Annotated in this window: 27 protein-coding genes and 1 tRNA gene; 14 read left to right on the top strand and 14 right to left on the bottom strand. The window is 60.9% G+C overall.

What is annotated here, in order from left to right:
- Window positions 1-4 precede the first annotated feature (4 nt).
- From HB375_RS07625 to HB375_RS07600, 6 genes are all read left to right on the top strand, one after another.
- The gene (locus tag HB375_RS07625) at window positions 5-778 is read left to right on the top strand and encodes an ABC transporter ATP-binding protein (protein ID WP_343232367.1); all 774 of its coding nucleotides are present in this window, start codon (window positions 5-7) and stop codon (window positions 776-778) included.
- Complete coding sequence (locus tag HB375_RS07620; RefSeq protein WP_167672363.1) at window positions 775-1,500, top strand: ATP-binding cassette domain-containing protein; 726 nt, start codon at window positions 775-777, stop codon at window positions 1,498-1,500. The genes HB375_RS07625 and HB375_RS07620 overlap by 4 nt, the downstream gene beginning before the upstream one ends.
- Window positions 1,497-2,519, top strand: coding sequence for a branched-chain amino acid ABC transporter permease (locus tag HB375_RS07615; RefSeq protein WP_167672362.1), 1,023 nt, complete (start codon window positions 1,497-1,499; stop codon window positions 2,517-2,519). The genes HB375_RS07620 and HB375_RS07615 overlap by 4 nt, the downstream gene beginning before the upstream one ends.
- An 80-nt stretch (window positions 2,520-2,599) precedes the next feature.
- Entirely contained in the window at window positions 2,600-3,637 is a 1,038-nt protein-coding gene (locus HB375_RS07610; protein WP_425515167.1) for a branched-chain amino acid ABC transporter permease, read from the top strand.
- Between the two features lie 54 nt (window positions 3,638-3,691).
- A complete protein-coding gene (gene greA / locus HB375_RS07605; RefSeq protein WP_167672360.1) occupies window positions 3,692-4,159 on the top strand; it encodes a transcription elongation factor GreA in 468 nt (155 codons plus the stop codon).
- Window positions 4,160-4,486: 327 nt separating this feature from the next.
- The gene (locus HB375_RS07600) at window positions 4,487-4,918 is read left to right on the top strand and encodes a hypothetical protein (protein ID WP_246728379.1); all 432 of its coding nucleotides are present in this window, start codon (window positions 4,487-4,489) and stop codon (window positions 4,916-4,918) included.
- A gap of 68 nt (window positions 4,919-4,986) precedes the next feature.
- Here HB375_RS07600 and HB375_RS07595 read toward each other — a convergent pair whose 3' ends face one another.
- Window positions 4,987-6,468, bottom strand: coding sequence for a sensor domain-containing diguanylate cyclase (locus tag HB375_RS07595; RefSeq protein ID WP_167672358.1), 1,482 nt, complete (start codon window positions 6,466-6,468; stop codon window positions 4,987-4,989).
- A gap of 256 nt (window positions 6,469-6,724) precedes the next feature.
- Between HB375_RS07595 and HB375_RS07590 the strand changes: the two genes are divergently transcribed.
- A complete protein-coding gene (locus HB375_RS07590) occupies window positions 6,725-7,069 on the top strand; it encodes an ArsR/SmtB family transcription factor (RefSeq protein ID WP_167672357.1) in 345 nt (114 codons plus the stop codon).
- A gap of 2 nt (window positions 7,070-7,071) precedes the next feature.
- Complete coding sequence (locus tag HB375_RS07585) at window positions 7,072-7,548, top strand: SRPBCC domain-containing protein (RefSeq protein ID WP_167672356.1); 477 nt, start codon at window positions 7,072-7,074, stop codon at window positions 7,546-7,548.
- Window positions 7,549-7,793: 245 nt separating this feature from the next.
- On the opposite strand, the gene HB375_RS07580 is transcribed toward HB375_RS07585, so the two are convergent.
- Both HB375_RS07580 and phhA read right to left on the bottom strand, forming a co-directional pair.
- Window positions 7,794-7,869 (bottom strand) — tRNA-Lys (locus HB375_RS07580).
- A gap of 124 nt (window positions 7,870-7,993) precedes the next feature.
- A complete protein-coding gene (gene phhA / locus HB375_RS07575) occupies window positions 7,994-8,851 on the bottom strand; it encodes a phenylalanine 4-monooxygenase (RefSeq protein WP_167672355.1) in 858 nt (285 codons plus the stop codon).
- A gap of 116 nt (window positions 8,852-8,967) precedes the next feature.
- Between phhA and HB375_RS07570 the strand changes: the two genes are divergently transcribed.
- Window positions 8,968-9,438, top strand: coding sequence for an Lrp/AsnC family transcriptional regulator (locus tag HB375_RS07570; protein ID WP_167672354.1), 471 nt, complete (start codon window positions 8,968-8,970; stop codon window positions 9,436-9,438).
- 9 nt (window positions 9,439-9,447) lie between these two features.
- Here the strand turns inward: HB375_RS07570 and HB375_RS07565 are convergent, their stop codons facing one another.
- The 7 genes from HB375_RS07565 to pdxY form a co-directional block, all read right to left on the bottom strand.
- A complete protein-coding gene (locus HB375_RS07565; protein WP_167672353.1) occupies window positions 9,448-9,819 on the bottom strand; it encodes a helix-turn-helix domain-containing protein in 372 nt (123 codons plus the stop codon).
- Window positions 9,820-10,136: 317 nt separating this feature from the next.
- Window positions 10,137-10,943 (bottom strand): DNA adenine methylase, encoded by an 807-nt coding sequence (locus tag HB375_RS07560; RefSeq protein WP_167672352.1) that lies wholly within the window; start codon window positions 10,941-10,943, stop codon window positions 10,137-10,139.
- Window positions 10,940-13,294, bottom strand: coding sequence for a DGQHR domain-containing protein (locus HB375_RS07555; protein ID WP_167672351.1), 2,355 nt, complete (start codon window positions 13,292-13,294; stop codon window positions 10,940-10,942). Before HB375_RS07555 ends, HB375_RS07560 begins: the two co-directional genes overlap by 4 nt.
- A gap of 717 nt (window positions 13,295-14,011) precedes the next feature.
- Window positions 14,012-15,577 carry a 2-isopropylmalate synthase gene (locus HB375_RS07550; RefSeq protein WP_167672350.1) on the bottom strand — a complete coding sequence of 522 codons (1,566 nt, stop codon included), beginning with the start codon at window positions 15,575-15,577 and terminating at the stop codon, window positions 14,012-14,014.
- A gap of 357 nt (window positions 15,578-15,934) precedes the next feature.
- Window positions 15,935-16,666 carry an NUDIX hydrolase gene (locus HB375_RS07545; protein ID WP_167672349.1) on the bottom strand — a complete coding sequence of 244 codons (732 nt, stop codon included), beginning with the start codon at window positions 16,664-16,666 and terminating at the stop codon, window positions 15,935-15,937.
- Complete coding sequence (locus tag HB375_RS07540) at window positions 16,663-17,568, bottom strand: PhzF family phenazine biosynthesis protein (RefSeq protein WP_167672348.1); 906 nt, start codon at window positions 17,566-17,568, stop codon at window positions 16,663-16,665. The genes HB375_RS07545 and HB375_RS07540 overlap by 4 nt, the downstream gene beginning before the upstream one ends.
- A 4-nt stretch (window positions 17,569-17,572) precedes the next feature.
- Entirely contained in the window at window positions 17,573-18,421 is an 849-nt protein-coding gene (gene pdxY / locus HB375_RS07535; protein WP_167672347.1) for a pyridoxal kinase PdxY, read from the bottom strand.
- Between the two features lie 146 nt (window positions 18,422-18,567).
- Between pdxY and HB375_RS07530 the strand changes: the two genes are divergently transcribed.
- The gene (locus tag HB375_RS07530) at window positions 18,568-19,089 is read left to right on the top strand and encodes a DedA family protein (RefSeq protein ID WP_167672346.1); all 522 of its coding nucleotides are present in this window, start codon (window positions 18,568-18,570) and stop codon (window positions 19,087-19,089) included.
- A 140-nt stretch (window positions 19,090-19,229) separates the two neighbouring features.
- Window positions 19,230-19,574, top strand: a complete 345-nt coding sequence (locus HB375_RS07525) for a hypothetical protein (protein ID WP_167672345.1) — start codon at window positions 19,230-19,232, stop codon at window positions 19,572-19,574.
- Window positions 19,575-19,641: 67 nt separating this feature from the next.
- Here the strand turns inward: HB375_RS07525 and ilvC are convergent, their stop codons facing one another.
- Window positions 19,642-20,661, bottom strand: a complete 1,020-nt coding sequence (ilvC, locus tag HB375_RS07520; protein WP_167672344.1) for a ketol-acid reductoisomerase — start codon at window positions 20,659-20,661, stop codon at window positions 19,642-19,644.
- A gap of 281 nt (window positions 20,662-20,942) precedes the next feature.
- Between ilvC and HB375_RS07515 the strand changes: the two genes are divergently transcribed.
- On the top strand, window positions 20,943-21,488 hold the full coding sequence (locus tag HB375_RS07515) for a DUF924 family protein (RefSeq protein ID WP_167672343.1): 546 nt from the start codon (window positions 20,943-20,945) through the stop codon (window positions 21,486-21,488).
- Here HB375_RS07515 and ilvN read toward each other — a convergent pair whose 3' ends face one another.
- A complete protein-coding gene (gene ilvN, locus HB375_RS07510) occupies window positions 21,489-22,031 on the bottom strand; it encodes an acetolactate synthase small subunit (protein ID WP_167672342.1) in 543 nt (180 codons plus the stop codon).
- Between the two features lie 72 nt (window positions 22,032-22,103).
- Window positions 22,104-23,876, bottom strand: a complete 1,773-nt coding sequence (locus HB375_RS07505; protein WP_167672341.1) for an acetolactate synthase 3 large subunit — start codon at window positions 23,874-23,876, stop codon at window positions 22,104-22,106.
- Between the two features lie 284 nt (window positions 23,877-24,160).
- Between HB375_RS07505 and HB375_RS07500 the strand changes: the two genes are divergently transcribed.
- A complete protein-coding gene (locus tag HB375_RS07500) occupies window positions 24,161-24,988 on the top strand; it encodes an RMD1 family protein (RefSeq protein ID WP_167672340.1) in 828 nt (275 codons plus the stop codon).
- On the opposite strand, the gene miaA is transcribed toward HB375_RS07500, so the two are convergent.
- Window positions 24,966-25,898, bottom strand: coding sequence for a tRNA (adenosine(37)-N6)-dimethylallyltransferase MiaA (gene miaA, locus HB375_RS07495; RefSeq protein WP_167672338.1), 933 nt, complete (start codon window positions 25,896-25,898; stop codon window positions 24,966-24,968). The two genes, HB375_RS07500 and miaA, sit on opposite strands and share 23 nt — an antisense overlap.
- A gap of 15 nt (window positions 25,899-25,913) precedes the next feature.
- On the opposite strand from miaA, the gene serB reads away from it, so the two are divergent.
- Window positions 25,914-26,822, top strand: a complete 909-nt coding sequence (gene serB, locus HB375_RS07490) for a phosphoserine phosphatase SerB (protein ID WP_167672337.1) — start codon at window positions 25,914-25,916, stop codon at window positions 26,820-26,822.
- The last annotated feature ends 19 nt before the right edge of the window (window positions 26,823-26,841 follow it).

The following is a 26,841-nucleotide window of genomic DNA, read 5'->3' as shown; positions in this document are numbered from 1 at the left end:
CACCGTGACTCAGAAAACGACAACGCCCGCGCTGGAAACGCGCGGGCTTACCATTCGGTTTGGCGGCCATGTGGCCGTCAACAACGTTTCCTGCCGCTTTTCGCCCGGCACCCTGACGGCCATCGTCGGGCCGAACGGGGCCGGCAAGACAACCTATTTCAACCTCGTTTCCGGGCAGCTGCGCGCGAGCGCGGGAGAGGTGCTAGTGGAAGGCGAGGACGTCACGAACCTCGCGCCGTCCGCCCGCGCCCATCGCGGGCTGGGTCGCGCCTTCCAATTGACCAATCTCTTTCCGCAATTGACCGCGCTGGAAAACGTGCGTCTTGCGGTGCAAAGCCGCGCGGATGCAGGCTGGTCCCTCTTCAAGGTGTGGAACAGCCGCCGCGATCTGATCGAGAAGGCGGAAGCGATCCTCGAGCGCGTGCGCCTGGCCGACAAGCGCCATGTGGCTCCGAAAACCCTTTCGCACGGCGATCAGCGCAAGCTCGAAGTGGCGTTGCTCATCGCCATGGAGCCGAAGGTATTCATGTTCGACGAGCCGACAGCCGGCATGAGCGTCGATGAAGTGCCGACCGTGCTCGAACTGATTCATGACATCAAGCAGCGCGGCGACGCGACCGTGCTTCTCGTGGAGCACAAGATGGACGTGGTGCGCTCGCTCGCCGACCGCATCGTCGTGCTGCACAACGGCACGCTTGTGGCCGATGGCGATCCTGCAACCGTGATCGCGTCGCCTGTCGTGCAGGAAGCCTATCTCGGCGTGGAGGTGCGCCCGTGAGCGAGCCGCTTCTCCGATTGCAAGACGTTCACACCCATATCGGGCCCTATCACATCCTGCACGGCGTGACCTGCGATATCCCCGCGGGCCAATTGACCATGCTTCTCGGCCGCAACGGCGCAGGCAAGACCACGACGTTGCGCACGATCATGGGATTGTGGCGGGCCTCTTCCGGCAGCATTCGTTTTGATGGGCGCGACATCACGCGATGCTCGACGCCCAGCGTCGCGCAGGGCGGCATTGCCTATGTGCCGGAATCCATGGCGATCTTCACCGATCTCACGGTGCGCGAGAACATCGTGCTTGCCGCCCGCAGCGGCCCGGTGGACAGTGCGCGGCTCGACTGGATGCTCGGCCTCTTTCCCGCCCTCAAGCGGTTCTGGAACCTGCCCGCGGGCAATCTCTCCGGCGGCCAGAAGCAGATGCTTGCGATTGCCCGCGCCATCGCGGAGCCGCGCCGCCTGCTCCTCGTCGACGAGCCGACCAAGGGCCTCGCACCTGTGATGGTGCGCAGCATGATCGAGGCGTTCCGCGCACTGAAAGAAGCGGGCGAAACGATCCTGCTCGTGGAGCAGAACTTTTACGCGGCTTCAGCGCTCGGCGACAATGTGCTGGTGATGGATGACGGGCGCATCGTGCACTCGGGCGCCATGAGCGACCTCGTGGCCGATCAAGCCCTGCAACAACGCCTGCTCGGCCTCAGCCTGGATGCCCACCAATGACCGACATCACCGCTGAAACCACCGCTCCGACCGAGTTACCGCGCACCAAGACGGATTGGATGCCGCTGGCCCTCGTGCCGGCGCTTGCGCTTCTCGCCCTGCCCTTCATCGGCTCTCCCTCGGCCTGGGTCACGCTGACCGTCGCCGGGCTTGCCATGGGCATGATGATCTTTCTCATGGCTTCCGGCCTCACCCTCGTCTTCGGCCTGATGGACATCATCAATTTCGGCCACGGCGTGTTCATCTCGCTCGGCGCCTACGCCACGCTCCTCGTGCTTGGACCACTTGCCGGATGGGGCGCGGCGGATTCCGTCGGTCTCAATCTCGCGTTGCTTCTCCTGTGCATCGTGACCGCCATGGCGGTGACCGGCATCGTCGGCGCGGTTTTCGAGCGGGTCATCGTCCGCCCGGTCTATGGCAGCCATCTGAAACAGATTCTGGTCACCATGGGCGGCCTGATCGTGACCGAGCAGGCGATCCACGCCCTTTGGGGCGCCTCGCCCATCCCGATCCGCCTCCCCGAGACCTTACGCGGCGCGTTCGTGATCGGCGACATCGTCATGGAGCGCTATCGCGTGGTCGCCGTCGGCATCGGCCTCCTGGTGTTCCTCGGGATGCAGCTGCTGCTCAACCGCACGCGCATCGGTCTTCTGATCCGCGCGGGCGTCGAGAACCCTGAGATGGTCGAGGCTTTGGGCTACCGCATCCGTCGCCTGTTCGTCAGCGTGTTCGTGGCGGGTTCCGCCCTTGCAGGCCTCGGCGGCGTCATGTGGGCGTTCTATCGCCAGACGCTCACCGCCGGCATGGGCATGGAAGTGATGGTTCTCGTCTTCATCGTCATCATCATCGGCGGGCTCGGCTCCGTCGGCGGCTGCTTCGTGGGCTCGATCCTCGTTGCCCTCGTCGCCAACTATGTCGGCTTCCTCGCGCCCAAACTGGCCCTGATCTCCAACATCCTCGTTATGGCCCTGGTGCTGATCTGGCGCCCGCAGGGTCTCTTTCCGGTAGCACGCCGATGACCGCGACTCCCGCCATCCCCGCATCCTTCGATGAAGCCCGCCCGCGCGGCGGGCTTCTCGCCGGCCTCCTCTCTTCCGACATGCCGCGCTCCCGCGCGCTGTCGTTCATTCTCATCGCCATCGTTCTGGTTCTGGCGCTGACGCCCTTCCTCTTTTCGGGCAGCCAGCCGTTGAGCACGGCGGCGAAGATCTGCGTCTTCATCGTGCTGGTCGCGAGCTATGACCTGCTGCTCGGATATTCGGGCATCGTCTCCTTCGCCCACACCATGTTCTTCGGCATCGGCGGCTATGGCATCGCCATCGGCCTGGAAAAGCTCGGGGCCGATTGGGGCTCTGCCGCCATCGGCCTTGTCGCGGCGCTGTGCACTTCGGCAATCCTTGCCATTGCCATCGGCCTGTTGTCCCTGCGCGTGCGGGCGATCTTCTTTTCCATGATCACGCTGGCCGTCGCTTCCGCCATGGCGGTTCTGGCCTCGCAGATGTCGGGCATCACCGGCGGCGAGGACGGATTGTCCTTCCAGCTGCCTTATGCCCTGCGCCCCGCCTTCCGCCCGTTCGCGGAGCCGGTTTTCGGCGTCATGATCAACGGGCGCATCGTTGCCTACTATCTCCTCTTCTTTGTCGCGATGGGCATGTTCCTGCTCATGCTGCGCATCGTGAACTCGCCCTTCGGGCGCGTGTTGCAGGCGATCCGAGAGAACGAGTTCCGCGCCGAGGCGCTCGGCTACCGGGTGGTAGCCTACCGCACCGCCGCCTCCGTTATCTCGGCGCTCGCCGCGACGGTCGCAGGCGCGCTGCTGGCCCTCTGGCTCCGCTACAACGGACCGGACACCACGCTCTCCTTCGCGATCATGATCGACATCCTGCTCATGGTGGTGATCGGCGGCATGGGCACCATGTATGGCGCCATCATCGGGGCAGCGCTCTTCGTGCTCGCCCAGAGCTATCTGCAGGTGCTCATGGAGGCCGGCAGCAAGGCGCTGGCGGGCATTCCGCTCCTGCCCAACCTCATCCACCCGGATCGCTGGCTTCTGTGGCTCGGCGCGCTGTTCGTCATCAGCGTTTACGCCTTCCCCGGCGGCATCGTCGGACGCCTTCGCCAGGGCAAGCGAAACTGATCGAACCAAGGCCGTGGCAAAATCGTTTATCCTTCAATATGCGGAGGATGATCGATGAGTGGTGCCTTTGTTCGCGAAGCCGAAGGCGGTGAAGCCTATGAGGACCTGCCGGACCGGCCGATCAGCCCTCACGCCAATCTTGTAACCCCGGAAGGCTCTATCTGGATCAACCATGAGATCGAAGCCTTGAGGCTGCGCCTGGCCGAAGCGCAGAAGGTCGAGGACCGGGCCGAGATATCTCGCGTCTCGCGGGACTTGCGTTACTGGTCGCATCGCAAGTCCTCGGCGGAGGTCATTCCCCCCTCGCCCGATACCTCGCATGTCCGCTTCGGATCGCGCGTCACCTTCGAGCGCGACGACGGGCGCAGGCAAACCTACCGAATTGTCGGAGAGGACGAGGCCGACCCTGCGCGGGGCACCATTCCTTACGTCTCCCCCCTCGCACGAGCGCTGATGGGCAAGGAGGTCGGCGACATGGTGCCTCTGACCCATGGCGAGGCGAAGATCATCAAGATTGAGTGAGCGCCAGCGCTACGACAATCTGCGTCGCAGGCAGCTTCAAGGTGACGTTGTCATACCGGGACGGAGCAAAATTCGACTCCGCCACTTGATTCCGCACGGCACTCTCTTAAGTAACATTATCAAATATCAAAAATCAAACGGCAAGAACTTATAGATACCGCAATCGTGATATGAGACTTGCGGAACCTCGTGACTCTGATTTTTTCTTACTTAACTTTAAGTTATATAGTGGTACCTACTAAGAATTAGTGACACCCTCGCGCAATGGAGCCGGGCTAGACAGGTGCCAGCCTGTGACTTTTCGAGGCGATGGAGGATAGACACCAAATGGATGAAGCTGAGGTCGAGGTCGTCGCGGAAGAACTTGCAAAGCTCGGAGGAACGACCTGGTATCCCGGCCGCGAGCAGGGCCCCGTTCTCCGTGTCGTTCACGAGCGCTATCGGGATCGGGCGCGGGCGGCCATCGCAGCTCTCGACCGCTACCGGGCTGAGAAGACGGGCGAGCCGACTCCCTCCGCGCCAGAAAAGCGATCTTTTGACCAGAAAGTGGACTCGCCAGCGCTTCTGACCCCTTCGGACAACATCGAAGTCGGCGCGACCGTCATCTATCGCCCTCCCGGCGATCGGCGGGCTTATCCCTGCACAGTGGAGAAGATCACGGACGGGCACATCTATCTCACTCCGCAGGATCGGAGCGGGATCAGCTGGGTCTTTACCGCGCCCGGAGCGCCGGAGACCGAGAAAGAAACCGGGCACTAAGCCACGGCAAATCGTCTTGTTCCGACCGCGACGGTCCCATCGCGGTCATGACGCGACATTCCCGGGGATCAGGGATTAGAACGCCTGTCGTTCGTCGCAGCGTAGTAAGCGCGCTTCGCTTCATACATCAGCATGTCCGCCCGCTTCACGACCGCCTCGAGCCGCTCTCCCGGCTGGCTGGTCGCCGCTCCCATCGAGAGACTGAGCGCCAGGCCGGAATAGAACTGGTTGTTGATCTCCACCAGCTGCTCGATGCTTTCCATCATGACGAGACCTTCCCGCTCGTCGGTTCCGGGCAGGAGCACCGCGAACTCGTCGCCGCCGATACGCGCGGCGTAAGCGGGCTTTTCCACCGCGCCGTTCAGGACCTCGCCCGCGCGGCGCAGCAGAGCGTCTCCGGCCGCATGGCCCAACTGGTCGTTCGCGGCTTTGAGGCCGTTGAGGTCGATTACGATGACCGTCACCGGGAACGGCCCTTTGCGTTCCAGACGGTTCAATTCATCGGCGTAGAAGGAGCGGTTATAGAGCTTCGTCAGAACATCGTGCTTGCCGAGATATTCCAGATAGGCCTCAGCCTTTTTGCGAGCGGTGATGTCGGTCAGACCGACTTGGACCAACGACCAATCACGCTCATATCCGGGCAGCACGGAGAACTGCATGTGGAGATAGAGTTCGTTGCCATCGAGCGAGTAATTGACGACTTCCCGCTGCTGAAAAATCTTTCCCTGCCACAGATCGATCAGCTGCTCTCGGAAAGGCTCTCGCATGTCGTCGCGGAACACGTCACCTAGCTGACGCAGCAGGGTCGGCTTGTCGGGCGCGGCAAAGAGTTCGAGCGTGTGCTTGTTGACGTCGATGACACGGATTTCGCTCATGCACCGTTCGACGAATTCGGGATGCACATCCGTAAAGACGCGAAAGTCGATAATTCCCTTGGCGCGCACCTCCTCGAGCAGCCGCTTGACGCTGCTGAAATCCTCAACCCATAGCGAGACCGGAGAATGCTCGAACAATCCGCGCGCGTACTCCTCGCTGACGGACAGCTTGCGCCGCGCCGTCTCGCGATCCGTCACATCCTCGATGGCGACGAGAACCCGGTCCCAGCCCTGCTCGTAGCCCGGCAGAATGGTGCCTTTGAGCTGGATATCGAGCCGCTGGCCCGAGAGCGTGTAATTGACGGTGTTACTGAAGAACTCGGTCTCGCCGTTCCAGAGCTGGACCAGCTCCTCGATATGGGTCTTGAGCATGTCGTTGCGGAAAATCTGCCCGAGATTTTCCACGAGATGCGAGACGTCCTCCGCCTCGAAGAGCGAGAGCGTCTTCTGGTTGACCTTGATGACGCGGATACGATCCGAGCAAGCCTGCACCCGCGCCGGATCCTCGTTCAGGAAATCCCGAAGCGACGCCACGCCCGCCGCGCGCCATTCCGCAAAAAGGCTTTTCAGGCCGCTGTAATCCTCCAGCCAGAGCGAGACGGGAGCGAGGTCGAACATCTCAGCGTCCTCGTTCAGCGCGGGATGAGGGAAACGGGCGTCGTTGGAATGCTGCATGATGGGCCTATCGGCTGTGGACCGGGCAGTCGGTCTTATTCAGCATCTGCGTAATATTGGAACGCCTCTTCGCAGACTTCCTGCAACGAGCGAATCCAATTGCTTCACATTCCGTAGCGTTAGAAACCTTAAAATTATACTCAAGCCAGGAATTCGGATGGGCGTCGGTGAGCCCGGCCGCTGGGAGATCATCATTACTTAGGCCGGCACCTAAGTTTTTGTTGACAGCAAGGACGACGGCTTATTAGTTAAGCGCATGCCTAACTATCTGAAGCCAATAGACACCCTGCTCCACGCACTCTCCGAGCCTGCCAGACGTGCCATCGTTGAACGGCTCGCCACCGGCCCGGCCTCTGTCAGCAGCTTGGCGACCGTCACTCCCATGTCGTTGCCGGCCGTCATGCAGCATCTTGCGATTCTCGAAACCGCGAGGCTGATCGAAACGCAAAAGATCGGGCGCGTTCGGACTGTCACGCTGAAGCCGGGTGCTCTGAAGGACTTGGAGAGTTGGGCTGCTGCTCAACGCACGCAATGGGAACGCAAGCTGGATCACCTGGCGGCGTATCTCGATGAGACTGAAATAACATCCAAGGAGAAATGAAAATGACCCTGGCAAAGATCACCCATGGAAGTTTCACGCTTGAACGTGTCTATGATGCCCCGCTTTCACGAGTGTTTTCAGCCTACACCGAAGCAGAAGCGCGCCATCGTTGGTTGATCCGATCGAATGGCTGGACCGTTCATGAATATCGGCCGGCGGAACAGGCACGATCCGGGGCTACGGAGTCTAGCAAATTCAGCCCGCCCGGAGCCGAAACTGTTTTAACCAACGACACGACGTTTCTCGACGTTCAGGAGAATGACCGCGTCATTATCGCCTACTCCATGACCGTGGATGGTGCGCCGCTATCATCGTCCCTCCTGACCACCGAGTTTCATGCCGAAGGCGAAGGGCGAACCCGTCTCGTCCTAACCGAACAGGGAGCTTATCTCGACGGAAACATCGAAGGGCGTGCAGAAGGGAGCAAGTGGCTCTTGGAACAGCTCGCAAAGGAGCTTACTGCGGCCGCGGCCGCCTGAAAAGCTGATCCGGTCGCTCGGGCGTCGTGGGGCGCTCCCATGCCAGCCCATGCCATCGTTTACGATGCCGCCAACTTTCGAGTCGGCGGCATCGACAGGAGCAGTTGCGGTCCGAGAGAAAAGCAAGACACGGATGCGCCGCCGTTGACGCCTGCATAGCCGCTCGGCGGCGACACGAACCATGACCGTTCGCTCTCACGAAAACCCGGCCTGCCCGCAACTGTTTTAATTTCTTGGGAAATAAGTGGTGGGCGCACTAGGGCTCGAACCTAGGACCCGCTGATTAAGAGTCAGCTGCTCTACCAACTGAGCTATGCGCCCACTTACTTCTAAGTGTCTGGTGAAAGACACTTTATTTCGCTCAACGGCTTGGTTCCCGCTGAAGAGGCCGTGCGTGTAACAAACCCTGTGGCCTCTGTCTACCCTCTTGCGACGGTTTTTTCGCTCACGCGGCGGATTTTGGTTTGGCACGGTGATAGCTGCCGTCGCCCTTGGTCAAAATGCGGTCCTCGGGCTGCAGATCGCCGGGCTTGATGTCCTCTTGCCCCTCCAATTCCTTCCACAGCGGGATGAGCCGGTCGAGATCGAGGCTCGGCCAGGCGTCGATTCCATCGAGAACGAAATAGGTCTCCTGAAAGTCGTCGATCCGGTAGAGCGTGCGCATGACGCGGGCGAGGTCGAATCCGATCCGGTTGGGCGAAGCGCTGTCCAGCGAAAAGACCGTCTCGGACGGCGATGACGCAATGCCCGCGCCGACGATGCGCAGACCCTGAGGCGTCTGCGCCAGCCCGAATTCCACCGTGTACCAGTAAAGCCGCGCGAGGCGCTTCAAGGCCCCGTGCTCGGCGGCGACGAGGCCCGCCTTGCCGTAGGCTTCGAGATAGTCGGCATAAACCGGCTGCATGATCAGCGGCACGTGCCCGAACACGTCGTGGAAGACGTCCGGCTCCTCGATGTAGTCGATCTGCTCGGGCTTGCGGATCCAGAAGCCCGCCGGAAACTTGCGGTCAGCGAGAAGGCGGAAGAAGGCGAGATCGGGGATGAGCCCCGGCACCGCTACCACCTCCCAGCCCGTCGCGGCCCGCAGCCGCTCGTTCATGACGCGGAAGTCGGGAATGCCTGTCTCGCCGATGCCGAGTCGGTCGAGCCCCTCCAGAAACTGATCCGCGATGCGGCCCTTCAGAATCTCCCGCTGGCGCGTCGCGAGCGTGCGCCAGGTGGCATGATCGGTGTCGGTGTAGGCCTCGAAGCCTTGCGGGACGAGATAGTCGCGAGGATCGTTGCTGCCGGTGGCGCTGTTCATGGGTTCTTCCTCCGCTTTTGCCGCAGAATATCACCCCAGGAAGGTCATTGTTCGCCGGATTGAAACCGGATTAAGCTCCGATAGGTCATCATCTGACCCGTTTTGCGAGCATGCCGATGAAACGCCCCCTCTCCCCCTCCGACCGCCGTATCCTGCGCATTCTCCAAAGCGACGGGCGCATCACCAATGCGGCGCTCGCCGAGAAAGTCGGCCTTGCCGCCTCGCCGTGTCTCAGGCGACTGAAAACGCTGGAAGAGGACAGGATCATCGAAGGCTACCGCGCGGTGGTGAACCGCAAGGCCCTCGGCTTTGAGGTGGAGGCTTTCGTGTTCATCAAGCTCGAGCAATCGGAGCCCGGCTGGCGCACGCGGCTGGTGGAGCGGCTGAAGGATTATGAGGAGGTCATCGCCTGCCACGCGCTCGCGGGCGAGGTGGACCTGATCGTCCACGCGGTCGCGAAGGACATCGAAAGCTTTGGCGAATTCACCATGAACCGCCTGCTCACCCTGCCCGGCGTGGCGGATGTGCGCTCAAGCTTCGTCCTGTCGAGCATCAAGTCGGCAGGGCCGATCCCGGTTTTGGACTGAGACGGCGCTTTACGCCTTCACCCCGGCAATCGCCTGCACGACCGCCAGCGCCTGCCGGCGCAGGTCGGGATGCGCGATGGCGCCGAAGGCCCTGAGCAGCGAGACGCTGTACGGCGTCCCCTGCCCGATCGGTGGCAAGTCCTCGTCGTCATAGAAGAATGTCACCGACACACCGAGCGCCCGCGCGATCTCCTGCAACCGGCCCGCGCTGACGCGGTTCTTGCCGTTCTCGTATTTTTGCACCTGCTGAAAGGTGAGCCCCAACGTCTCCGCCAGCCTCTCCTGGCTCATCCCGAGGTCCAGCCGACGCAAGCGGATGCGCTGGCCGATGCGCCGGTCGGCGCTGCTTGGGACTTTGGCCGGAAAGTGCGCTTTGCTCATTGAAAAACTCCCCCTGTGGCGGTGATCGACCACCAGCGGCGCTGGTGGTCGGGGAGTTAAGAAACCGCCCAGAGACGGCCGCGATGACCTTTAGGCTTTCGCCCTGGACATGCGCCATCGCCTCTCCGGCCATAAGGCAAGGAAGGCATCATTGACGGCCGATGCCGGCCGCTCTGAGTGGGGTTCTTAAGCCCCAGAACCGGGTGCGCCCGGCTCCGGCATCGAGATAACACGTGAAAGGGGCGATGGGTCAATGGGTGGGGGGAGGCTGACAAGCCAATCAAGAGTCAAGTCAGTGAGTTAGTTTGGGCTCGAAATCACCCCGTGATGAGTAATTCCGTCGAATAGGCGCGGTGAACGGACTGGCCGGCAATCACGCTATGACGCCCAAGCTGCCGTTGATACCCAAAACCGGCATACAGATCTTTAATGCTCTCGTGATCTGCATTTGTCATGGCGAATGAGGCGCCTCGCTCGGACGCACGCTGGAGCGCGTTGCGCAAGCGAACCTGATCGCACCAGGCAAATATTTTTTGATTATACTTTACGAAGCCATTCATATTGTGTCGAACGGTGTAAGGTGGATCAACGAATATAAAGTCCCCTTCCCTGGCTTCGTCGATCGCGACCTCGAAATCACGATGCTCTACACGCGCTCCCTGCAGCGCCTTCGACCAAGCCGAAAAATCGTCTGTATCAAAAATTACCGTTTGCTTTGTACCGATCGGGACATTGAACTGCCCTTTCAGGTTTTCTCGATAAAGACCGTTCCAACATGTACGGTTGAGATAAAGGAATTGCGCTGCGCGGGCTGTTGGTTTTCTAAGCCTTTTCGAGCGCATCTCATAATAATATTCTTTCGAATGTGAATTGGCATGTTTTCGTAGCAACGCTTCGAACTCTTTCAGTTCGTCCCGAATCACTACAAAAAGCTCGATCAACCGGTCATTCGAGTCGCTGAGAATCGCTTTTTTAGGCCGATTCGCAAAGAATACCGCTCCGCCACCTAGAAACGGTTCTATATATCTACCTGTGACGGTCGGAAGCGTGAACTGGCCGGTTTCGAACAGCCAGCGTTTTCCGCCCGCCCATTTTAGGAATGGCTTGAGCGCCTGCCTCGTCATCTCGGGACCTTCGGATCAACTTCAGTCCGTAGCCACTCGACGAATTCGAGATCCTGATCCGTGTAAATCTTCAACTGATTCTTATGGGCAGCAATATTCCGAAGCTCATTAAACGTTTGGATCCATCCAAGATAGTATTTTTGGCCAGCGCGTTCATCAGGGCGCGGATTTTTAAAGACATGTTCAAAATGGTCCCAATTGTTGGGTTGCTTAACAATCTCGATTAGATCAACAATGTTGAGATAGGCTTCTTTGGCCTTTCGGCGCGTCTTGTCGTTCTGCTGAGCTTCAAACGCATTTCGCCGGATACGCTCGCTCTGAACACCGATCTCCCAAAACGCCGGCTCATCACTGGGAAGCCGGTGCATACCGTGAACTTCTTTCAATGTGTTGATTACACAGTTCGTCAGCCGCTCAGCGAGCTTCATCAGAAACTGGTTCACCTCATCAATTTTTTCCGAGGCACTTTGTTGAACCCACCGTTGGAACTCTTCTGTACCAAAATCGCTATGGGCCTCAGTAAGGATTTGCATCAGGTGGTAGGTGTATTCTTTGACGCCGCCTTCACCGAACTTTCGAGAGAACTTGCTCCGCACCTCATCGTCAGAAGCTTCCTTGATGAAGGTGAAGATCGGTGAGCAAAACGTTGTGATGTGCTTTGCGACGTCTTCCGGCGCCATAAGCGGAAAATCAAGCGATTTATGTTCTGAGAGATAGGACATAGCTTCGGCAACCACACTGAGATGAGCGCGTATGCCGGGGTTCACAGCTATGAATGCATCTCGACCAGCCTCCCAACGCTTTGAATTGGCTGCCCTAGCGTCCTCAAAGTAGGCATTCAGAACTTTGGCAGCTCGTTTGACCGTGTCTTCATCAGTCGCACCAGAAAGCGGCCCAGGGGCAAGTATCGTGCCCGCAACTTTGCCAATTAGGCCGGATCGCCGCAAACCGTTCACAGCTTCTGATACCGTGAGATTCTGGCTCGGCTCCGGTGGCACCCCCGGGGTAGCAAAGCGCCGTGCCAGCGGGCTCGCCTTGTCAGTATTTAATGTTCTTACGACAGCGGAACCGAGTGCAGATAGTGCGGTCGATGGGTCACTATCCCCCAATCGAATATCGGCCAGCAGGCTTACCAGCAAGCTCTTCGGAACACTCTTCTGCTTGTGATTGATCGTTATAAAGAGATCAGCTTCCTTCTGAACTGACATTCTCTCGAAGGCCAGAACGAATAGGCTTTGATCCAGATATTTTTCATCTAGATGGGAAAATCCATATAGCCGGTGTTGGCCGTCGATGATCCACGCCGAACGATATTTCGATGGCAATGTGATCCAGCCGAATTTGAGGTTTGGATCGGTGTTCTCACTATTAGAAATCAAATCAAAGCGAGGCGCATCGGAGAAATTTACCAAAATGTTGGTCGGGAAGAATCCGCCTTTCTCTATGAAGGCGCCGATTTGTTTGATCCGCGTCGACGAGATCATCCTTTGATACGCGGGACGTCCGTCTGGATGATTCAGAGCCTGATGATTGATAAACGCAATCTTCAGCAAATTCCGAGGTGTGGTGGCGAAGCTGTAAAATACCTCGCCGCCAATCTTACCTCGAATCGCAGGCAGTTTGACATTTGTGAGGCCCGGCACCTTCTGGCCCTTTAGGAACTCGCCGAGGATTTGATATTTCCCGGCCGGCCCCATGTGCTTCACGAACGCATCAAAATACTGCAGCTCGTTTTCCGTAACGATCTTGATGTCGCCCAACTCAGCGCGTTCAATATCCTGTACGGACCACAAAATATTACTGGTCGCGTAGACCCATACAATTTTCGGCTTTTCCTTACCCCTGAACCGCTTGTTAATGGAGTCTCGGAAATATTGTTGTAGCGATATGGTATCTTGAATGTCCTTTTGCAGAGAGCGTCGCCCACGCTCTTCTCGCGACTTACACTCGATTACAAGCGCGGTTTCGCTATCCTCGGCGTAGACATCGATCTGCTTCCTACCTATCGAGCCATCACTACGAGTAAAGGTAATTTTAAAATTACCATCGTTCAGGGTTCCATAGCCCATGGTGCGCAGCAAGCACCAAACACTATCGTCGAACGATTTATCATGGCTTTTCCGGCGCTTAAGTCTGGTAGCCCGCTTTCCTGGGCGTTGCACTGCCCAGCCTCGAGCTTCCTCAGTACTTACATCGGCGGGATGAACACTCTTAAAATCAAAAGCACTATTACGCGTCCGGTATTCTGAAGCCAAAGCCGTCTCATTATCTAAGAGAGACGCGAGGAAGTTCGTCTTGCTGTCTTCAACTTGCACGATAAGCGCTTTTTCAAGGGGATCAGCTATGGTCATGAGAACAGCTGCACTAGTTCGTCCGAACTGAAAGACTTATCCGCAGGAAGCCCGCCGATATATTGATTGTCAAGGCAACCTCTTTCGTTTGCGTGCATAAGTTGTGCAGGCCGCTTCACCACCTCCGCCGCGCCGCATGTTCTTATTTTGTTCTTGACAACATTCCCAACATGAGCCATGTATGGGGTGTCCCGGCCCAATGAGGGGCGCGCTCGCGAGGCGTCGTGAATTGTGGGGTCGGGCACGGTCCCGCGGCTGGGGGAAACGCACCCCCACCCGGCGGGAGGCCCAGGCATCAGCTGAGGGCTCAGGCAGGTGCGTGGCCGTTCCGTCCTTGCTGGCGGTTCCGCCACGGCCAGTTCAGGAGCCAACGCCGCCTGTCCGCCTAAAAGAACCGTGCGCGGGGTGCCAGCCGGCTCTCCTTAACACTCTGCCATCGAGCCGGACCGCACACCGCGCCTCCCTCGATTGCCCTTCAGGCCCGGAGCAGTCCTGCTCCGAGCCCGAAGGCGCTTGCTCTTTGACATCTCAGGGGAACAGGAATTCCACACGGCTCCCACCCGTCATGGCCGGACTTGATCCGGCCATCCACGTCTTGAGACGCGGCCGCCGACAAAGACGTGGATCCCCGGGACAAGCCCGGGGATGACGAAGAGGTGCGCCAAAAGAAAAGGGCTCGCCGAGCGAGCCCTGATCCGGTGTTTCGTTCTCGAAGGTTTATTCAGCCGCGTGTTGCGCGTGCAGGCGAGCGCCCCGGCTCAACAGCTTGTTGAGCGCGCCGAGATAGGCCTGGGCGGAAGCGACGAGCGTGTCCGGGTCGGCGGCGCGGGCGGTGACGCTGCGGCCATCCGCCGAGAGGCGCACGGAGACTTCCGCCTGCGCATCGGTGCCCTCGGTCACGGCGTGGACCTGATAAAGCTCCAGCACGGCCTCGTGCGGCACCAGCGCCTTGATGGCGTTGAAGGTGGCATCCACCGGGCCGTTGCCCTCCTGCTCCTCGATCACGGTCTTGCCGTCGACCTGGAGGCGCATGGTGGCGCGCTGCGGGCCGCGCGTGCCGGCGACGATGGAGAGCGACACCAGCTTGATGCGGTCATGGGCGGTGGCGATGTTCTGGTCGACCAGCGCCTCGATATCCTCGTCGTAGACGTGCTTCTTGCGGTCGGCGAGATCCTTGAAACGCTCGAACGCATCCTGGAACTGGTTGTCGGACAGGCTGTAGCCCAGCTCTTCCAGCTTGTTGCGGAACGCCGCGCGGCCCGAATGCTTGCCCATGACGAGCGAGGTCTTGGACACGCCGACGCTCTCCGGCGTCATGATCTCGTAGGTCTGCGCGTTCTTCAGCATGCCGTCCTGGTGGATGCCGCTTTCATGCGCGAAGGCGTTCCGGCCCACGATGGCCTTGTTGTACTGCACCGGGAACGAGGTGGCGGCGGACGCGAGCTTCGAGGCGCGCGTCAGCATCGTGGCTTCGATGCCGGTCTCGTAGGGCAGCACGTCGCCGCGGGTCTTGATCGCCATCACGACTTCTTCCAGCGCCGCATTGCCCGCGCGCTCGCCGATGCCGTTGAGGGTGCATTCGATCTGCCGCGCGCCGCCTTCCAAAGCTGCCAGCGAGTTCGCGACCGCGAGGCCGAGATCGTTGTGGCAATGGGCGGAGAAGATCGCCTTGTCCGCATTCGGCACGCGCTCGCGCACCGCCTTGAACATGGCGCGATATTCATCCGGCGTCGCATAGCCCACGGTGTCGGGCAGGTTGATGGTGGTGGCGCCGGCCTTGATGGCGGCATCCACGCAGCGGCACAGATAGTCGATGGGCGTGCGCGTGGCATCCATCGCCGACCACTCGATGTTGTCGACGAGGTTGCGGGCCTGGGTCACCGTCTTGGTGATGATCTCCAGCACCTCCTCTTCCGTCTTACGCATCTGGTGCGCCAAATGGATCGGCGAGGTGGAGACGAAGGTGTGGATGCGCGGCCGGGCCGCGTGACGCACGGCCTCACCGGCGCGGGCGATGTCGGCGGAAATGGCGCGGGCGAGACCCGCGACGGTCGCGTTCTTGATGCGCTTGGCGATGAGGGACACGGCCTCGAAATCGCCGTTGGAGGCAATGGGGAAGCCCGCCTCGATGATGTCGACGCCCATGGCATCGAGCAGGTCGGCCACCTCGAGCTTCTCTTCCAGCGTCATGGTCGCGCCGGGGCATTGCTCGCCGTCGCGCAGGGTGGTGTCGAAGATCAATACGCGGTCTTTGGAAGAGCCGGCGGCGGAAGAAGCGGTCATTCTAAAAGTCCTTCTCGGGGTGAGCGACCCGAATGCCAAGCATGGTGCCGCTCAAGATTGGTTTCCTGTTCTCGAAACCCCTGAGAGCCCAGGCGGCAACGCCCAGCCGACCCTCAGGGGCGACTAAGGAGAAGGAGGCCAAGGAGGCGCGCGCGACCGGCCGCGAAAGCGGGGCTGATCGTCATTGCGCTGGGGGAGCCGATGGACATCGCTTCCCGTTCCTCCTGAACGTCGCGGACCCATGCCGCGATCGATGCGCCGTTTGTAAAGGCGCTTCGGGCCGATGGCAAGCGAATGCAACATCCGAAAAGCGGAAACTTGCCACCGCGACAGAACCTGTCGCGCCGCCGGTACGGCTTATCGCTGATCGAAGCTCCAGCGGAAGAACGACTGCAGGAAAAGCGGCATCCGTTGCGGGTCGATGTCCCCTGCCCCACGGATGATCCGGACATCCGACAATTCGGGCTCGTCCTGGGCGGCGATATTGGCGCGAATAAGCCTCGCCCCCTCCTCCGCCGGGACATAAAGCGTGACCATGCGCATCAGCGCGATAGCGGGCCAGCGCTGCACGACGATCCACTCGTCCTCGACGTGATAATCGGCCTCCGACAGCCCGGTCTCCTCGAAAAGCTCGCGGGTCAGGCTGGTTGCGAGATCGACCGAGCCGTCAGGCTGCATATCGGCCCGGTCGGGCGTTCCGGCGGGAAAATAGACGCGCCCCCCGTTGGCCGTGTCGCCGCTCATGACGCCGCAGATGAAGGCTCCATCGGACCCGCGCAGCGCGCCCATGGCAAACCCGTTGGCGATGGTAGGATCGGGATGGCCCAGATCGATCCAGCCAAGCATGTCGGCGTAATCGACCTCAAAGTAGGTGTTGCGGCACAGCTCCGGCATCACCTCGATGTCGCGCAACAGCAGCACGCGCCCGTTGAACATCTTGGGCGTCTTTTGGAGGCGGCGCTGCCAGTTGGCCGCAATCTCGTCCTGGTTCTGCTTCGCCCACGGCCAGTCCAAAGGCTCGAAGCGAGCCTTCACGTCGGCGACCCGGGTGATCTTCACGTCCCGCGTCATGCGAACGGCCTGATTCATCCCAAAAGCTCTCCGCGGCTGACCATGATCGCATGGCCGCCGATCTCGGCGGAAACGAGCGCCCCTTTCTCGATCACCATCTGCAGGGCGATCTCGCTCGGGCGGCCCATTTCGACGCCCTGCTCGATGACGATGTCGTGCTCGCCATCACCAAGCGGCTCGCATTGCATGAGCGTACCCGCAAACGCCGCGACCGCGGATCCGGTCGCGGGGTCCTCGGCAATGCCCATTCCGGGACCGAACATGCGCGCGCGGAAACGAAGTCCGGTCGCACCAGGAACACGCGCATAGACATAGGCGGCCGGGTGGTCGCTGTCACTGAACGCCTTGTCAAAGGCCTCGCCCTGCGGCTTCGAGCGTGCCAGCGCATCGAGCGATGCCACCGGGAGCAGATCGTAAGCGACGCCGCCCGAATGGCGGCTCGGCACATGGCGGTCGAAGCCAATCTCCTTTGGATCGAGCCCGAGCGCCCAGGCGCAGTCGCTTGTCTCCTTGCCATCCCCCCATGTCGTGGGAAGGCGCGGAAGCCGGAACCGCGCCATGCCCATCACGGCGCTCTCGACCTCGACCGCACAAGGAACCACGCCCACCTGCTCCTTCAAGCCGAAAGCGACGGCGCCCTTCTCACCCTTGCGGTCGAGGAGCGCCAGAAGCACTGCGGTACCGACGGTCGGGTGACCGGCGAAAGGCAATTCCCGCCCCGGCGTAAAGATGCGGATATCGGCGCGATGGCGCGGGTCGGTGGGCGGCGCCACGAAGACCGTCTCGGAGAGATTGAACTCCTTGGCGATGGTCTGCATCTCGTCCGTATCGAGACCCTGCGAGTCGAGAACCACGGCCAGAGGATTCCCGGTGAATGGCTTTTTGGTAAAGACGTCGAGGGTCACATAGCGGCGAGACATGGGCTCAAACTTCCTCGGTGTTGAAGCGGTAGGTCGGAGATACGAATTCGTCCTGCGCCGCAATCGTGAGGATCTCGCGGGAGCCCGCCTCCTCCGTGCGCTTCAACAGGCCGTAGACGGAAGCCGAGGCTTCCGCGAGCGCCTTCGCCGCGGAACGGCTGCGCGCGTAATGGACGAAGAACAGCGCAGCAATCGCATCGCCCGCACCGTTGACCGAGACGCCCAGCTTGGGCGTCCGCACCCGCCAGAAGCGGCCTGCCTCGCCGGCGATCAGATCAACCGCGTCGGAGGGCGTCTCGCGGGTTTCGACGGAGGTCACCAGGACGGCTTTCGGACCCAGCGCCTGCACCTCGCTCACCGCCTGCTTTACCTCGTTCAAGGTCCCCGTCGTCCGGCCCGACAGAAAATCGAGCTCGAACTGGTTCGGCGTCACGATATCGGCAGCCTGGACCGCCTGATCGCGCATGAATTCCGGAATGCCGGGACGGACGAAGATGCCGCGCCCCACATCGCCGATCACCGGATCGCAGCAATAGAGCGCATCCGGATTGAGCGCGCGGACACGCCCGACAGCGGAAAGGATCGCATTGCCGATATCGGCCGACCCCATATAGCCGGAAAGCACCCCGTTGCAGCGCTCCAGCACACCCCGATCGGCGATGCCATCAAGCAACTCTTCGATGGCCGGTCCGTCGAAGACGCGGCCCTTCCACGAGCCATAACCGGTATGGTTCGAGAACTGCACGGTGTGGATCGGCCACACCTCGACCCCCAATCGCTGCATGGGAAAGACAGCGGATGCGTTGCCGACGTGACCATAAGCGACATGGGATTGAATCGAGAGAACATTCATAGCCAGAACCTCGCTGCACGATTCCGGTTAGCGCGTCGGCGGCTGCGCATCAAATTGCGGAATGCGATCGAATTCATCAGAATGAATGAATACCCTCTTCCGCCAAAGATAAACCCTCTTCCCGGAGAGGACAGGTTGGAGCCTTCATGGACTTCGCGAGCATCAAGACCGCCATCGTCGATTTCGTGCGCAATCACCAGGCTTATGCCCCCTTCCTTCTCGCGCTCATGACGTTCGGCGAGTCGCTCGCGTTCGTCTCGTTGGTCCTGCCGACCATGACCATCATGATCACGGTGGGGTTCGTTCTCGCGGCTGCGGAGATCCCGTTCTGGCAGACATGGCTCGGCGCGGCCATCGGCGCGGTCTGCGGCAATTGGGTTTCTTACGAAGTCGGTCGCCATTTCAAGGAATCGGCCTATCACCTCTGGCCGTTGTCCCAGCACCCTCACCTTGCGGTGCGCGGCGAGGCGTTCTTTCATCGGCTCGGGCCGTGGGCCATCTTCTTCGGCCGCTTCTTCGGCCCGACCCGCGCGGTGGTCGCGCTGATCGCCGGGATTTTCCTGATGCCGGGCCTCTTGTTCCAGGCCGCCAACCTCGCATCCGCCTCCGTGTGGGCCTTCGCGATTCTCGCGCCGGGAGCAGGATTGGCACAGTATCTGCTTTGGTGATTTGCCCGATTGCCCTAAGGCAACAGACCGGATTCCCTAACGTTCGTCAGATTTTTTGACTGACCCTCCCCGTTCGTGCGGGGCCGGAAGCTGCGAACAATGTTACTCAATGCTCACTGCAGCATTTCAGAAGTAACATTATGCATCAACATTCGCACAATCGAAATCATTGGTACGACGATGATTCCACGGCCGAGGACGAGGCGACGGGCCTCACCGGCCTTCCCCTCTCATGGCGCCACTACGGCTGGTGGATCGCCGGCATCGCCTATTCCATCATCTGGATGACGGAGAGTTGGACCTCGGGCGGCTCTGCACCGGGTATGACAGGCATCGACTATCTGGCCCAGAGCTTATGGCGACTGTGCCTCGCGCTCCTGGTGTGCTGGGGCATCTTCGCGTTCTTCAAGCACCGCGTCGAGCGGCTTGCCCCGGTTCTCTGCATTCTCGGAGCCGTCGTCATCCTCCTCCGCTACGGCCTCTAAGCCACACCGGAACGGGAAACAAAAAAGGGGCGGAAAACCCGCCCCTTTTCGTTTGCCTGTCCGGCAATCAGTTCTTGGCCTTGTCGACCAGAGCCTTTTCCTTGATCCAGGGCATCATGGCGCGCAGGCGCGTGCCGACTTCCTCGATCTGATGCGCGGCGTTGCGGGCGCGCACGGCCTTGAAGGAGGTCTGGTTGACCTTGTTTTCCAGCATCCAGTCGCGGGTGAACTTGCCGGTCTGAATGTCGGTGAGAACGCGCTTCATCTCGGCCTTGGTGTCCGGCGTGATGATGCGCGGGCCGGTGACATACTCGCCGTATTCGGCGGTGTTGGAGATCGAGTAGTTCATGTTGGCGATGCCGCCCTCGTAGATGAGGTCGACGATCAGCTTCACTTCGTGCAGGCACTCGAAATAGGCCATCTCGGGGGCGTAGCCCGCCTCGACCAGGGTCTCGAAGCCGGCCTTGATCAGCTCGACCAGACCGCCGCAGAGCACGACCTGCTCGCCGAAGAGGTCGGTTTCGCACTCTTCCTTGAAGGTCGTCTCGATGATGCCCGCGCGGCCACCGCCATTGGCGGACGCATAAGAGAGCGCGATGTCATGGGCGTTGCCCGTAGCGTCCTGATGGATCGCGATGAGGGTCGGCACGCCGCCGCCGCGCAGGTACTCCGAGCGCACCGTGTGGCCGGGGCCCTTCGGCGCGACCATCAGCACGTCGAGGTCCTTGCGGGGCTCGATGAGGTTGAAGTGGACGTTGAGGCCGTGGGCGAAGAGCAGCGCCGCGCCCTTCTTCATGTTGGCCTGCAGATCGTCGCGATAGATGTCGGCCTGCAGCTCGTCAGGGGTCAGCATCATGACCACGTCGGCCCACTTGGCGGCCTCGGCCACTTCCATGACCTTGATGCCTTCCTTTTCGGCCTTCGCGGCGGAGGGCGAACCCTTGCGGAGAGCAACGGCGATGTCCTTCACGCCGGAATCGCGCAGGTTCAGGGTGTGGGCATGGCCCTGGCTGCCATAGCCGACGATGGCGACCTTCTTGCCCTTGATCAGGTTGATATCCGCGTCGCGATCGTAATAGACACGCATGGTCCTCAAGTCCTTGTCGTTAAGGGGATTTTCGCCCCCGCTCTTCGTTTCCGCCACGCCTGCATCTTGATGCCGCGCAACATTCGGATTGTCCAGCGCCGCTTGTAGCGATGAAAGCTGCGCTGACAAGTCTTCGCTTGTAGGAAAAATGCGAACCCTGTCTGCACGTCGTGCAAGGCAAGGGCCGCTTTCGACCTACGAGCGATCCGGAACCGGAGAGTGAAAAACTCTCCCCGACACCTTAAATAGGCGGGAGAACCGAAACCACCGACGGACAAGCCATGCAGCGTCTCGCCACTCCCGATGAAGTCCTCTCCTTTTGGCGCGAAGCCGGGCCCGACAAGTGGTTCTCAAAGGACGATGCCTTCGATCACGCCTGCCGGACTCGCTTCCTTCCCACCTATGAAGCTGTTGCGCAGGACGCTCTCACTTCGTGGGAAGCCACCCCTGACGGGGCGCTTGCCGTCGTTCTCCTTCTCGACCAATTCCCGCGAAACATGTTCCGCGGAACGCCGGACGTCTACAAAACCGATCCAGCTGCCGTTCTCGTAGCCCAAAGGGCTATCGAGAAAGGCTTTGACCGGCAGGCGGAGCCGGAACTCCGCCGTTTCTTCTACCTGCCGTTCATGCATTCCGAATCCTTGCAGGATCAGAAACGCTCGGTGGCCTTGAACGAAACCCTCGGAGAGGACTCGCTCAAATGGGCACGCCACCATCACGACATCGTCGCCCGCTTCGGCCGCTTCCCGCACCGCAACGTCATTCTGGAGCGAATGACAACGACGGAAGAGGAAGCGTTTTTGAAGGAGAGCGACTTCAGGGGGTGACTACATCCCATCCGCCCCGCGCGCCATGGCGGCGACGCCGGTGCGTGAGACTTCCACGAGGCCGACCGCCGTCATGAGCTTGATGAAGCGCTCGACCTCATCCGTCGTGCCCGTGAGTTCGTAGACGAACGAGGTCAGCGTGGCATCCAAGGTCCGCGCGCCGAAGGCGGAAGCCAACCGCATAGCCTCCACACGGTGATCGCCCTTACCGACCACCTTCACCAAGCAAAGCTCGCGCTCCACCGCCTCGCCGGTCAGCGTTAGGTCGACGACCCGATGTACCGGCACGAGGCGCTCGAGATGGCTCTTGATCTGCTCGATGATGCTGTTGGTGCCCGCCGTCACGATGGTGATGCGCGAGATGTGAGCCTCGTGTTCCGTCTCCGTGACCGTCAGGCTCTCGATGTTGTAGCCGCGCCCCGAAAACAGGCCCGCGATGCGGGCAAGGACACCCGGCTCGTTGTCGACGACGACGGCCAACGTGTGCCGGTTGATGGGTTCGATGCGGGTCGCGTCGGGGTAATGGGTGCTCATTTGAATCATGGTTCGTGAATTTTTTCGGCTAGCGTTCCAGGTCTTTCCCCTCTCCGGCTGGAGAGGGGTTTTTGCTCAAAATTACACCAGCATCTTGCCCTTCTCGTCGATGACGGAACCGATGTCGGTTCCGGTTTCGCCGAGATAGTCGTTGAGCAGCATTTCGTTGTGCGCCTTGCCCGATGGGATCATCGGGAAGCAGTTCTCGGTCTTGTGAACGACACAGTCGAAGATCACCGGTTTGTTGATGTTGATCATCTCCATGATCGCCGCATCGAGATCGGCCGGCTTGTCGCAGCGAATGCCGACACCGCCATAAGCTTCTGCAAGTTTCACGAAGTCCGGCAGCGAATCCGAATAGCTTTCGGAGTGACGTCCGCCATGCAGCAGATCCTGCCACTGGCGGATCATCCCCATGAACTGATTGTTCAGGATGAAGATCTTCACCGGCAGGCGATATTGCATGGCCGTCGACATTTCCTGCAACATCATCTGAATCGAGGCTTCGCCGGCGATGTCGATGACGAGCGCGTTCGGATGCGCCAATTGTGCACCGATCGCAGCGGGCAGGCCATAGCCCATGGTTCCGTGGCCGCCGGAGGTCATCCAACGGTTCGGCTCCTCGAACCGGAAGTACTGAGCGGCGAACATCTGGTGCTGTCCGACCTCAGTCGTGACGTAGGTTTCGCGATCCTTGGTCAGCTCGTAGAGGCGCTGAACCGCGTATTGCGGCATGATCACGTCGGACGAGCTGCGGTAGGCTAGGCAATTGCGTTGGCGCCAGCCCTCGATCTTGTTCCACCAATCCTTCAGGGCGACCTTGTCCACCTGCTGCGCGGTCTGGCGCCACAGGCGCACCATGTCCTCCAGCACATGAGCACAGTCACCAATGATCGGAATATCAACCTTGACGTTCTTGTTGATCGAGGACGGGTCGATGTCCACATGGATGCGCTTGGAATAAGGCGAGAAGGCATCGAGGCGGCCAGTGACGCGGTCATCGAAACGCGCGCCGATATTGATCATCACGTCGCACTCATGCATCGCGAGATTAGACTCGTAGGTGCCGTGCATGCCGACCATGCCGAGAAACTGCCGGTCGGAAGCAGGATAAGCGCCAAGGCCCATCAAGGTCGACGTCACTGGGAAGCCCGTGAGCTGCGCCAGTTCGCGCAACAGGGCCGATGCGTGGGGCCCGGAATTGATGACGCCGCCGCCGGTATAAAAGATCGGACGCTTCGCGTTCGCCATCAGCTCGACGGCAGCGCGGATCTTGTCCATGTCGCCCTTCACGGTCGGGCGATAGGTCTTGTGCTGGTTGTTGGTCGGACGAACATAGGGTGCCGATTTGAACTGGATGTCCTTCGGCAGGTCGATGACCACCGGGCCCGGACGCCCGTTGGCAGCAACGTAGAAGGCCTCGTGCAAGATGCGCGGCAGCTCATCGATCGATTTCACGAGATAGTTGTGCTTCGTGCAATGGCGCGTAATGCCAACCGTGTCGCACTCCTGGAATGCATCCGAGCCGATGAGGTGGGTCGGCACCTGCCCCGTGATGCAGACCAGCGGGATCGAATCCATCATCGCATCGGCAAGCCCCGTCACCGCGTTCGTTGCGCCGGGACCGGAGGTCACCAAAGCCACGCCGACTTTGCCAGAGGAGCGGGCGTAGCCCTCCGCCGCATGCAGGGCGGCCTGCTCGTGCCGCACGAGGATGTGCTTGACGGCCTCCTGATGGAAAAGGGCGTCGTAGATGGGGAGTACCGCGCCGCCCGGGTAACCGAAAATATGCTCGACTCCCTGGTCCTGCAGGGCTCGGATCACCATTTCGGCTCCGGTCATCGTCTCGCTCATGTCACTCGCTCCGTCGGGGTCTGTCTTTTTTCGGGGTGCTTTGGGATTTGGGCAATAAAAAAGGCCCCTGAGGGGGCCTGTGCGCCATCGCCGGACCTGCGGGGATCAATCCCGCTCCGTCGATGGCGCCCGTACTACGAGAATAAGCTTGCGCATGAATGCCGCTCTTAAGTTCAAAAGTTGCGCAGACGCTAGCCGATGTGTTTCATTCGGTCAAGCGTCATCGAATTTGGCAGGAAACAGTCTAGCTTTTATGCTGACGCGACCATTTCGAAAAGCTTGTCATGACACAAAACGTATCCGCAACCGGCGCTCCCGTGCAAGGCCAGCGTATCGCGGCCCGCGCCCTTTTGCTGGGCGACCGCCTCGATATCGCGGGCCTCGAGCGCAGCGATGTCCTCTCCTCCGCCCCCCTCGCCTTCCGGGCGGGGCAAGAGGGCTTCGTCGCCCTCTTCCGTTACGGCGTCGCCGTTCTCGTAGGCCTCACCCCCATCGAGGAGGATGAAGTTATCCGGGGCCTCGGCCAGCGCATCGTCGGCGAATTCGCGCGGCACGAGGAAGAAACCGCCGTCATCGAAATTTCCCCCGACAAGGACGACCAGATCCCTCCGGGCGGGCCGATTTACATCAGGCAGCTCTCTACCGAGCGCCTGATCGTGATCGCAGACGCGCTCGCGAAAAGCGCCTCGCTTTCTCGCGACGAGCGCGAGGCCGCCGCGGTCTTCGACGTGGTGGAGCCGTTCGCGCGCCATCTGGCCGAACAGGGCCGCCGGCCCGGCGGCCGCCGCGAAATCCTCAAGCATGTCGGCCACGCCCTTTTGGTGCGCCAGCGCGTCTCGGGCCGCGTCGCGGTGGAGGAAAAGCCGGACGTGCTCTGGGACCGCCCCGACCTGGAGCGCCTCTATGCGCGTCTGGAGGACGAATATGAACTGAGGGAGCGTGCCACCTCCCTCCATCGCAAGCTCGAAGTGATCGGCGACACGGCCCAGGCGCTGACGGATCTCATCGACACCGAGCGCTCGCTCCGCCTCGAACTGATCATCGTGCTGCTGATCGTGTTCGAGATCTTCATCTCGTTCTATCAGATGTTCACAGGCCGCTTCGGGCATTGAAGCGGTCCATGACGGCCTCAAATCCCTGCTCCGGCGGCACCCAAGTCCAGTCCGGCAACTGGTGTCGGAACCAGGTGAACTGGCGCTTGGCGTAACGCCGCGTGTCGCCCTGTCCGCGCGCGATAGCTTCATCGAGGGAAAGCTCGCCACGCAGATGAGCCAGGAGCCCTGGCACGCCGTGGGCGCGCATGGCGGGCAGCATCGGGTCGAGGTTGCGCTCGCCAATCCGCCGCACCTCATCGAGCGCGCCGTCATCCATCATGGCGAGGAAACGCCGGTCGATGCGCTGGCGTAATTCCTCCCGCTCCGGTTCAAGGAAGAGCTTGACCACAGACACGTCGCTCAACGGGCCCGGCTGGCGCGCGCCGTGGAAGGACACGAGCGGTTGTCCAGTCGCCGCAAAAACCTCAAGCGCCCGCTGAACGCGCAAGCGGTCGGACGGGCGCAAGGTCGCCGCCGTCAGGGGGTCCCTCTCTGAAAGGATTCGATGAAGCTCTGGCGTTTCGAGGCCCTCGCTCTCCCGACGAATCTCTTCGCGCACCTCGTCCGGCACGGAGGGCATGTCGGACAGGCCTTCGGTGAGCGCCTTGAAGTAGAGCCCGGTTCCGCCGACGAAGATCGGCAATTGCTTGTCTTGCACGTCCCGCAGAACCTCGACCGCATCGGCGACATAGCGCCCGACCGAGAAATTGATGGCGGCATCCACATGGCCATAGAGTCGGTGCGGAGCCTGCGCCTCCTCCTCCGGCGTCGGACGCGCGGTCAGCACGTGCAAATCCCGATAGACCTGCATGGAATCGGCGTTGATCACCACCCCATTCAGGGCTTGGGCCAGTTTGACGCCCAATGCGGACTTGCCTGATGCGGTCGGCCCTGCAATGAGAACCGCGCCGATCCGAACGTCTCTCACCCTGCGGTCCTCACGATGGCGTCTCCCCAGAATCTTCTCGTCGCGACACTCGTCGCCAACCCGTCGAACCCTGCTGTGACCGACCGGGCGGTGGCGTTAGCCGCCGAGGCGCTGGGACAAGAGACGGAACGCTCGGTTCTGGCAAGTGGAATCGCCGTCGACCTGACCCTCACCGCCCCGGCGGAGGCCAAAACGATCGAGACGGAGTTGCGCGCAGCGCTTCACGACGAGCCCATCGACATCATCATCCAGCCCTTGAACGGCAGGCGTAAGCGACTGTTCCTGGCGGATATGGACTCCACCATGATCGGCCAAGAATGCATCGACGAACTGGCCGACTTCGTGGGCCTCAAGGCGGAAGTGTCGGAGATTACCGAGCGGGCGATGCGCGGCGAGATCGCCTTCGAGCCCGCGCTTCGGGAGCGTGTCGCCCTCCTCCAGAACCTGCCGGTGGGCGTCGTGGACGAGATCATCGAGCGCCGCATCACTCTCACCCCCGGCGGCCAGGCCTTGGTGCAGACCATGCGCGCCAACGGCGCCTATACCTGTCTCGTCTCCGGCGGCTTCACCCTGTTCACCGGCCCCGTCGCGGCCAAGATCGGTTTCCACGAGCACCGATCCAACATTCTCGTCATCGAGGGTGAAAAGCTTGCGGGCGAGGTGACCGAGCCCATTCTCGGTCGCGAGGCCAAGCTCGCCACCCTGATCGAACTGCGCGACCACCTCAAGCTTCGCCCCAGCGAGACCATGGCCGTGGGCGACGGCGCCAACGACCTTGCCATGCTCGGCGAAGCAGGCCTCGGCGTCGCCTTCCACGCCAAACCCGCTGTCGCCGCCGTAGCCCACGCGAGGATCGACCACGCGGATCTCTCTGCCTTGCTTTACGCGCAGGGATATCGGGAGCAGGACATGGTTGGAAACTGACGAGGCGTCCTTCGCCCTT

The organism is Microvirga terricola (assembly GCF_011777495.1).
GTDB classification, from domain to species: Bacteria; Pseudomonadota; Alphaproteobacteria; order Rhizobiales; family Beijerinckiaceae; genus Microvirga; species Microvirga terricola.
This window is presented reverse-complemented; position numbering and strand designations above follow the sequence as displayed.